The organism is Hyalangium sp. (assembly GCF_035629615.1).
Lineage (GTDB): Bacteria > Myxococcota > Myxococcia > Myxococcales > Myxococcaceae > Hyalangium.
In genome coordinates, this window is the sequence record NZ_DASPHO010000493.1 from 1 (window position 1) to 7,134 (window position 7,134).

Annotated in this window: 9 protein-coding genes; 3 read left to right on the plus strand and 6 right to left on the minus strand. The window is 67.4% G+C overall.

All coding sequences use genetic code 11. The features are described 5' to 3' along the window. Positions 1–532, minus strand: a 532-nt coding sequence (locus VD972_RS25285; protein ID WP_324991212.1) for a protein kinase domain-containing protein, incomplete at its 3' end; no start/stop codon positions are given. A gap of 186 nt (positions 533–718) precedes the next feature. Here VD972_RS25285 and VD972_RS25290 point away from each other — a divergent pair. Continuing rightward, positions 719–1,459: a hypothetical protein gene (locus VD972_RS25290; protein ID WP_324991214.1), complete on the plus strand. Its 741-nt coding sequence runs from the start codon at positions 719–721 to the stop codon at positions 1,457–1,459. 25 nt (positions 1,460–1,484) lie between these two features. Here VD972_RS25290 and VD972_RS25295 read toward each other — a convergent pair whose 3' ends face one another. From VD972_RS25295 to VD972_RS25315, 5 genes are read right to left on the minus strand one after another with little or no spacing between them, the layout of a single operon-like run. Then, complete coding sequence (locus VD972_RS25295; protein ID WP_324991216.1) at positions 1,485–2,288, minus strand: thioesterase family protein; 804 nt, start codon at positions 2,286–2,288, stop codon at positions 1,485–1,487. Between the two features lie 59 nt (positions 2,289–2,347). Next, positions 2,348–3,058 carry a double-CXXCG motif protein gene (locus VD972_RS25300; RefSeq protein ID WP_324991219.1) on the minus strand — a complete coding sequence of 237 codons (711 nt, stop codon included), beginning with the start codon at positions 3,056–3,058 and terminating at the stop codon, positions 2,348–2,350. A gap of 13 nt (positions 3,059–3,071) precedes the next feature. Beyond that, positions 3,072–3,791: a double-CXXCG motif protein gene (locus tag VD972_RS25305; protein WP_324991221.1), complete on the minus strand. Its 720-nt coding sequence runs from the start codon at positions 3,789–3,791 to the stop codon at positions 3,072–3,074. A 6-nt stretch (positions 3,792–3,797) separates the two neighbouring features. Then, the gene (locus tag VD972_RS25310) at positions 3,798–4,514 is read right to left on the minus strand and encodes a TIGR02269 family lipoprotein (protein WP_324991223.1); all 717 of its coding nucleotides are present in this window, start codon (positions 4,512–4,514) and stop codon (positions 3,798–3,800) included. A 48-nt stretch (positions 4,515–4,562) separates the two neighbouring features. Then, positions 4,563–4,919 carry a hypothetical protein gene (locus tag VD972_RS25315; RefSeq protein WP_324991225.1) on the minus strand — a complete coding sequence of 119 codons (357 nt, stop codon included), beginning with the start codon at positions 4,917–4,919 and terminating at the stop codon, positions 4,563–4,565. A gap of 126 nt (positions 4,920–5,045) precedes the next feature. On the opposite strand from VD972_RS25315, the gene VD972_RS25320 reads away from it, so the two are divergent. Continuing rightward, a complete protein-coding gene (locus VD972_RS25320; protein ID WP_324991226.1) occupies positions 5,046–5,945 on the plus strand; it encodes a DUF2381 family protein in 900 nt (299 codons plus the stop codon). Further along, on the plus strand, positions 5,942–7,134 hold a 1,193-nt coding region (locus VD972_RS25325), incomplete at its 3' end, for a serine/threonine-protein kinase (RefSeq protein ID WP_324991228.1). The genes VD972_RS25320 and VD972_RS25325, both read left to right, overlap by 4 nt.

The following is a 7,134-nucleotide window of genomic DNA, read 5'->3' on the forward strand; positions in this document are numbered from 1 at the left end:
CGTACTGCATGGCGATGTAGGCCCGGCCTTGAACCTCGCCGACCTCGTACATCTTGCAGACGCGCTCGTGTTGCACGCGGGCCTGGGCGCGTGCCTCGGAGAGGAAGCGCTGGGCGAGCTCGGGGCTCTCCTCGCGCACGAACTTGATGGCGACGTTGCGGCGCAGGCGCGGGTCATACGCGAGGAACACCTGGCCCATGCCGCCCTGCCCCAGGAAGCGCACGGGCTGGTAGCGCTCCCAGTTGGGCAGCGGGAAGACAGGCTCCGTAGAGCCAGGAGCCTTGGCGGCGACTCCCGGCTGCCGGGTGGGCGGCTCCTCGGGCTGCCCCTCCGCTCCGAGCCGAGCATGACGCTGGATCTCGCCCCGCAGGGAGGAGAGAGTCTCGGGGGAGAGCTGGCCTCGCTCCAGCAGCAGCTCCAGGGGGCTGCGCCCCAGGCGGACCACCTCGGCGCGCAAGGGATCGAGCTGATCCCGGGACAACACACCCTCGACCAACGCGAGGTGCAGCTCGTCCTCGTACTCGGGACGCATGGAGCTCGACGGATTCACATCGCGAGCATACGGAGCCCTCTGGTCGTGCGAAAGGTCTGGGTCCCCACCTGCTCTCAGCTCTCAAGGTTCGAGATGAGCGTCCTTGGGGAGCCCCCATGGGGGTTGGCGTCTCAGCCTTCCGCTCTGGTAGGACGGCCCTCCCCTTCCCCCAAGGAGATGAATCTGATGATTCCCGAGTCCCTGTTTCGGATGCGCTGGCTGGTTGGAACGGCCGCTCTGCTGACGCTGACCGCGTGTGGTGACGACACCGAGCCCCCTCCGGAGCAGCCGCTCACCTGTGATGCACAGACCTACGACGCGGCCGTCCGCGAGGCCGTCGAGCCAACCTCCGCGGACGTGTACAACGGCCTGTTCGCGATCAGCGCCTCCAACCCGAAGCTGGTGTGGAACGCGGAGAAGACCGCGGTGCGCATGGTGATCTGGACCAGCTTCACGGGCTACACGGTGGGAGACAACACGCTGACCCGCGAGGTGTGGATGACCGCCGCCCCGCAGGTCCAGGAGCTGTGCAAGACGGTGCCCGCGGAGGAGCTGGTGGCGCGGCTGAACGAGTACCTCGGCCTGCCGCCGGCCACCGAGCAGGACAACGCGCGCTACTTCGTCGAGGCGTGGGTGAAGCCCGGAGACATGTTCCGGCCGTGTCCGGACGCGGAGATCGACGACACCTCGTGCAGCCTGGAGTTCCCCGCCAACGCCACCGCGGAGCACAAGGCGTGGATGAACGGCAACTACTCCTACAGCTACGGCTTCTGGCAGAAGACCAAGTACCCGTGGACGGGGCTGGGCTACACGTATGACTGGTGCAACGCGGACACGCGCGTGGGCGCCAGCGAGTACGTCGTCCGCACCGGCTCGACGATCAACGTGACGGGCAAGATCGATCGCGCCACCTACTGCGCGCCGTAGCGGGCCTCGCGCGGGGGGGGAGGGCTCAGCCGAGCACCGCGATGCACTGGCGGCACTGGGCCAGCAGCTCTCCCTCTTCGGTCCACAGCTCCTGGAGCTCCTCGGCGAAGCCCTCGCCGGCCCAGCGAGAGACTCCCGTGCGCAGGTAGTACGCACCCGCCCGGTCCGCCGGGCGCGGCAGGGCCTGGAAGAAGTGCACGGTGAAGTCCACGCTCGCCACGGGGCGGACCTCCTCCAGCGTCGACAACACCGAGGGTGGGTAGGCGTCCAGCAGCCCGACGCACAACGCCGCGTCCAGCACCACCGGCTCTCCCTTCGGCCGGATCCACCCTCCCACGCGCGGCTCGCTCCCCGAGTACGGCGCCGCGCCCACACAGAAGCGGTACTCGAAGAACTGGCAGAAGGTAGGCATGGGCACTTCCTCGGGCACGACGCCGACCTCGCCGGGAGGAGGCACCTCGGGGCGCTTGGCGTCGAAGTAGCTGACCCTGACGTCACGGGGGATGCCGAAGGTGGCAGTTGCCACGGACACCACACCGGCCGCGTTCTCGGTGCGCGCCGTGGCATGGGTGACGAGCTTGCCTGCCCGCTCGATGCGCACGCGCACCTCCGCCTCGCCCTCGGAGGCGGGTGCGCAGAAGTGCACGGTGAACGAGCGCACCGGGCGACCTGGATCCGCCACCACGTGCTCCATGGCGCGCAGGATCTGGCCTGCGACGATACCACCGTAGACGCCGCGACCTTGGTACCAGGGCGCGTCGAAGCGGCTGCGGTAGCGCCCCTCTCCCAGGGGCGTGAGGTGGGTGGCGGCGAGGAAAGGCGCGGTCATGGGGCAATGGCTAGCACGAGACCGGACGCACCGCAGGGGTATGGCGGAGAGTGGGCTGCTCAGCCGACCGGCAGCTCGCGGAAGGCGAGGTCCTGCTCGTAGCCCAGCCGCTGCACTGCCTTCACGAATCGTTCGGTGCCAATGATTCCAGCCAGTCTGAACAGGTCCAGGTCTTGCGGCAACGTGGCCCCGTCCAGGATGGGCTCTTCTGGACGGTTGAAGCTGCGTCGCCCACACTTCGGGCAGGGCGGGGGGCCGCGCTCCGGCAGGCAATCCGGGTGAAATACGCCCCGGGGCAACAGCTCCATCTCCAGCAACTCCGGCGGGTTCTTCTTGCGGAAGCGCAGCTCCGTACGGCACCCCTTCAGGCCTCTCAAGCCCTCAGCCTGCAAGCGCTCCAACGGCTCACGCTTCATCAACAGTTCCCATGCGTGAACCAAGACCAGCGGGCCGAACTCCCCCTGGGCTGAGCCAATCAAGGGGCCAAATGCGGTCCCCGGCCGGAGATCGACCCCAGGGGGCACCAACGGGCGCACCTGCTCGCGCAGCCGCTCGAACTCCGCAAGATCCTCCTCCACCCGCGGCAAGTACTTCTTTTGCTCCTGGGCCGACAGGTGCGACAGGTCCACCGAGGGGTAGGCAGGCCCGGTCGTCGCCCAAGTGGCATTGCACTCCGAGCAGTGCACACCGGGCAGGCCCCACTTGTGCCCGTAAGTGTAGTAGCCCGAATAGCGCGGGTGCGGGGCGTGCTCCAACAGGTAGAACCTCATGGCTCCTCAAGTTCTACGTGCCCCGCACCGGTAGCTCGCGGAAGGCGATGTCCTGCTCGAAGCCCAGCCGCTTCACTGCCTCCACGAATCGTTCGGTACCAATGATCATCGTCCCAGACACTCTGAACAGGTCCAGGTCTTGCGGCAGCGTGGCCGCGTCCAAGAGGGGCTTGTCCGGAAGTTTCAAGCCGTCGCGCTCACACTTCGGGCAGGGAGGGGGGCGTTCCGGCAGGCAATCCGGGTGAAGTTCGCCCCGAGGCAACAGTTCCATCTCCAGCAGCTCCGGCGGATTCTTCTTGCGGAAGCGCAGCGCTGTGCGGCACCCCTTCAGGCCACGCAGTCCCTCGGCCTGCAGGCACTCCAGCGGTTCACGCCTCATTAACAGTTCCCATGGGTTGACCAGCACTAGCGGGCCGAACTCTCCCTGGGCTGAGCCATGCATGGGGCCGAACGCGCTCCCCGGCCAGAGATGGACCCCGGGGGGCACCAACGGGCGCACCTGCTCGCGCAGCCGCTCGAACTCCGCATAATCCGCCTCCACCCGCGGCAGGTACTTCTTCTGCTCCTGGGCCGGCAGGTGGGACAGATCCACCGAGGGGTAGGCATCTCCAGTCGTGGCCCAAGTGGCATTGCACGCTGGGCAGTGTACTCCGGGCAGGCCCCATTTGTGCCCGTACGTATACGAGCCTGAGTAACGCCGGTTTGGGACATCATCCAATAGGTAGAATCGCATGGCTCCTCAATACCCCGGGAGAAGCGGTGGCGGCTGCTTCCAATACGGCACCACCGGGCCAAACAGCTCAAACTCGTAGATGAGTTGTCCGGCATACCGGTAGATCTCCTCTTTCGAGGCCCCCTTTAGGTTTTCTCGTATGAACTTGCGCCATGCTTCATTCCACGGGCCCCCATCCGCGCCCCGATGGATGCTCCGGTGCTTCTCCACCTCCAGCGGGATCACGTACTCGTCGATGTCAATGCCCTGCGCGGTGAACCACTGCCTGAACGCCCTCGGGAAGATGTGGTGCTTCTCGTGCGGCTTCCTCCGTTCCTTCGCCGCCTCCCCCAGCATCTGCTGCTGACTGGGTAGCAGCGGCGGCTTGTGCTTCCACGGGATGATGAACACCGGCCGCGTGTCCTGCGGCAACTCCTGCGCGCTCCCCCAGTGGCGCTGAACCCCATTGAGCGGATTGGGCAGTCCACCCACCGGGTACCGGGCGAGCAACACTCGCCCCTCGGCTAAGTGCTCCTTCACCTCCAGGCACCGGTACAGCCCGCACTGCGCTCCTGCGCACAGAGCTATCAGGCTGCTCTCCTGCTCGCACACCTCCTCATAGGGCGCAGCCTCGGCGGCCTCTTCGCAGCCTGGACTCTCGCTCCAAGAGGGTGGCGTCGTCGCACAGGCCGCCACCGCAGCAATCACCAGCAGCCACATCCACTGCCAAGAGTGTCTGTTCATAGGGGTGCGAGCGTAATAACCCCCACCCACATCGAGCCGGTGCGACGCTCACGCCTTGCTGCGGCTGTCCCGCTCGTCCAGCAGCACCCTCCGGAAGAAGCAGTTGTGACAGATCAGCGGCCCCCGCTCATGCTCTGCGTAGAAGTCGAAGTCCGGTGTGCACAGCCGCACCACGTCGCACACGGAACAGCGGCATAGCTGCATCCCCTGGAACACCCCAGGCTGGGCATGCGTCGCGATGCGACCGATGGGGCCGTAGACTTCTCCCCACTCGATGCGGCGAGCCCCGACCGCGCCCCCCCGCGCCGAGGAGCTTGCCTCAGGGGTGCCCCGAGCGGACTTGCTTCTCCCAAACCACTTCCTCAACGCCGCCCCGAGCGCGGCACGCCACCTGGTAAGGTCCATGGGTCTCCTCTCTTGCTGGACACAGCGCCTCTTGGGCCCCGCTGACTCCATGCCACGCGGAGACACGCCATCACTCAGGACGCTGATGCGCCGTGATACGTTTCCTACTCAGGAGGTTACCTCGAAGTGTCCCAACCTTCAATCCTGCTCGCGCTCGCCATTCTCTTCTTTGTCGGAACCTCGGCGGCACAACCTGCCCCCGCGCGTACCCTCCGGCAGCGCGGCGTCACGGTGGCGGGCTCTGACGCGCCCGCCCCCGAAGTGCGTCTGGCGCCGGACACGCGCACCCTCCTGCTCTTTGATGCCGACATCGACAAGGACTCGGTCGTGCTGGACGCAACGCGCGTGCGGGTCGTGGACGCGGGCGCTCGCACTCTCGTCCTCCAGCTCCTGGTGAAGCTCGGCGAGCGTGAGCGACTGTGGCTGCGCGTCCGCTTCCGGGATGGGGCCGCACCGGAGGAGGCCGTGCTCGCGCTCGTCTCCCACCCTTCCGAGGCGGACGCACTGGTGGACGTGACACGGCACGCGCAGCCGCTCGCGGCATGCCAGGCAGAGCTCGAAGAGACCCAGGCCCGGTGCAGCGCGGGCACCCTGGCGGACCTCGTCGCCTCGGGCGTGCTGGATGACCGCGGCATCTTCACCGGCAAGCTCACCGTGAGAACTACCCATGAGCTTGCCCCAAAGCCCGCGGGCGGCTGGATTCACGCCGGGCCCGGATGGTTTGTGCTCGCCGTCCGCCTCCGCCATCCTCCCAGCGAGCGCCCCTGGGCCTTTCAAGAAGCGGGGCTGACGCCCAAAGATGGCGAAGGGCGGTTCACGGCTCGCATCGTACGCGTGAAGCGGACAGCGCCTGAAACCGAAAGTCTGGTGGTGGTGGAGGTCGCGAGCTCTGAAGCGCCCGCGGTGGGTGAATATACGCTGTCCCTGACTGAAGTCCCTGGAGCGCAGCCCCTCATGACATTGAAGGTAATGATTCCTCCCATCCCGCCCAGCGCTCGCTCAAGCCCCCCTGAGCCCACGCCATGAAGAAGTCCCCGTCGCGCCACCCAGGCTTCTTGAGCCCCGGGGCCAAGGTGGACGGCTTCCACATCCAGGAGCGGCTCTCCAGCGGTGGCTTTGGTGTCGTCTACCTCGCGACGCGGCAGGGCCGGAGCTACGCGCTGAAGTTCGCCCTGCGCCAGGCGTCCAGCGGACCTCACGACAGGAAGCTCACCGATGAACGCATGAAGCGGGAGCTGGGGTGTCTGCTCCGGCTGCACCACCCCCATATCCCCAACGTCTTCGCTCACGGGCGCTATCCGGGGTTGGAGGATGGGTACTTCTACATCGCCATGGAGTACGTGGAGGGAGACACCCTGCGCGTCTGGGCCGCGCGCCACCGGCCCACGCTGCGCTCGGCGCTGCGGCTCTTCCTCGCGCTCGCGGACGCGCTGGACGCGGCACACCAGCAGGGAATCTTTCACCGCGACCTCAAGCCCGCCAACATCCTCGTGCGTCCCACGGGGGTGCCCGTCATCGTGGACTGGGGCGCGGGAGACTACGCGCTGTCAGCGCCGCTCACCCAGGAGCACCTCCCGCCAGGCACGCCCGCCTATCGCAGCCCGGAGTCCTTGCGCTTCGCCCGGCTGCACGCGAATGACCCGGGAGCCCGGTACGAGTTCCAGCCCACGGATGACCTCTACTCGCTGGGCGTCACCTTCTACGAGGTCCTGACCGGCCAGAGTCTCTTCTTCTACGGCGCCGCGGAGCGCGCTCGCTTAGACGCGGAGATCGAGCTGCGCATCCCCACACCCCCGCATGAGGTCCTTTCCGCCATCCCCGTTCCTCTGAGCGAGGTGGTGATGCGACTGTTGTCCAAGGATCCCCGCCAGCGGCACGCCACCGCCGAGGCGCTGAAGCGAGACCTGGCCAGCCTGGACGATGAGAGCGCCGCGTGGGAAGCGCTGCTGCCTGCGTCGGCCGGGTGGGAGGAACCAGAAGCGCCCGCGGAAGCAGGCCCGCCTCGGACCGCACGCCTCTCCCGAAGGCTCTGGTGGGCAGTCGCGCTGGCAGCTTGCGTGGGGGGGATGGCGCTGGCCATCAGCACGTTCTCCTCGTCGATGCGGCCAGCGGCTCCAACCCCCCCTCCAGAACAGGAGACCGCCCCCACTCCCATGACTGCGGCCACTCACCCCATGACTCCCAGCACATCACCAGGCCCCACCCTGCCCCCCGC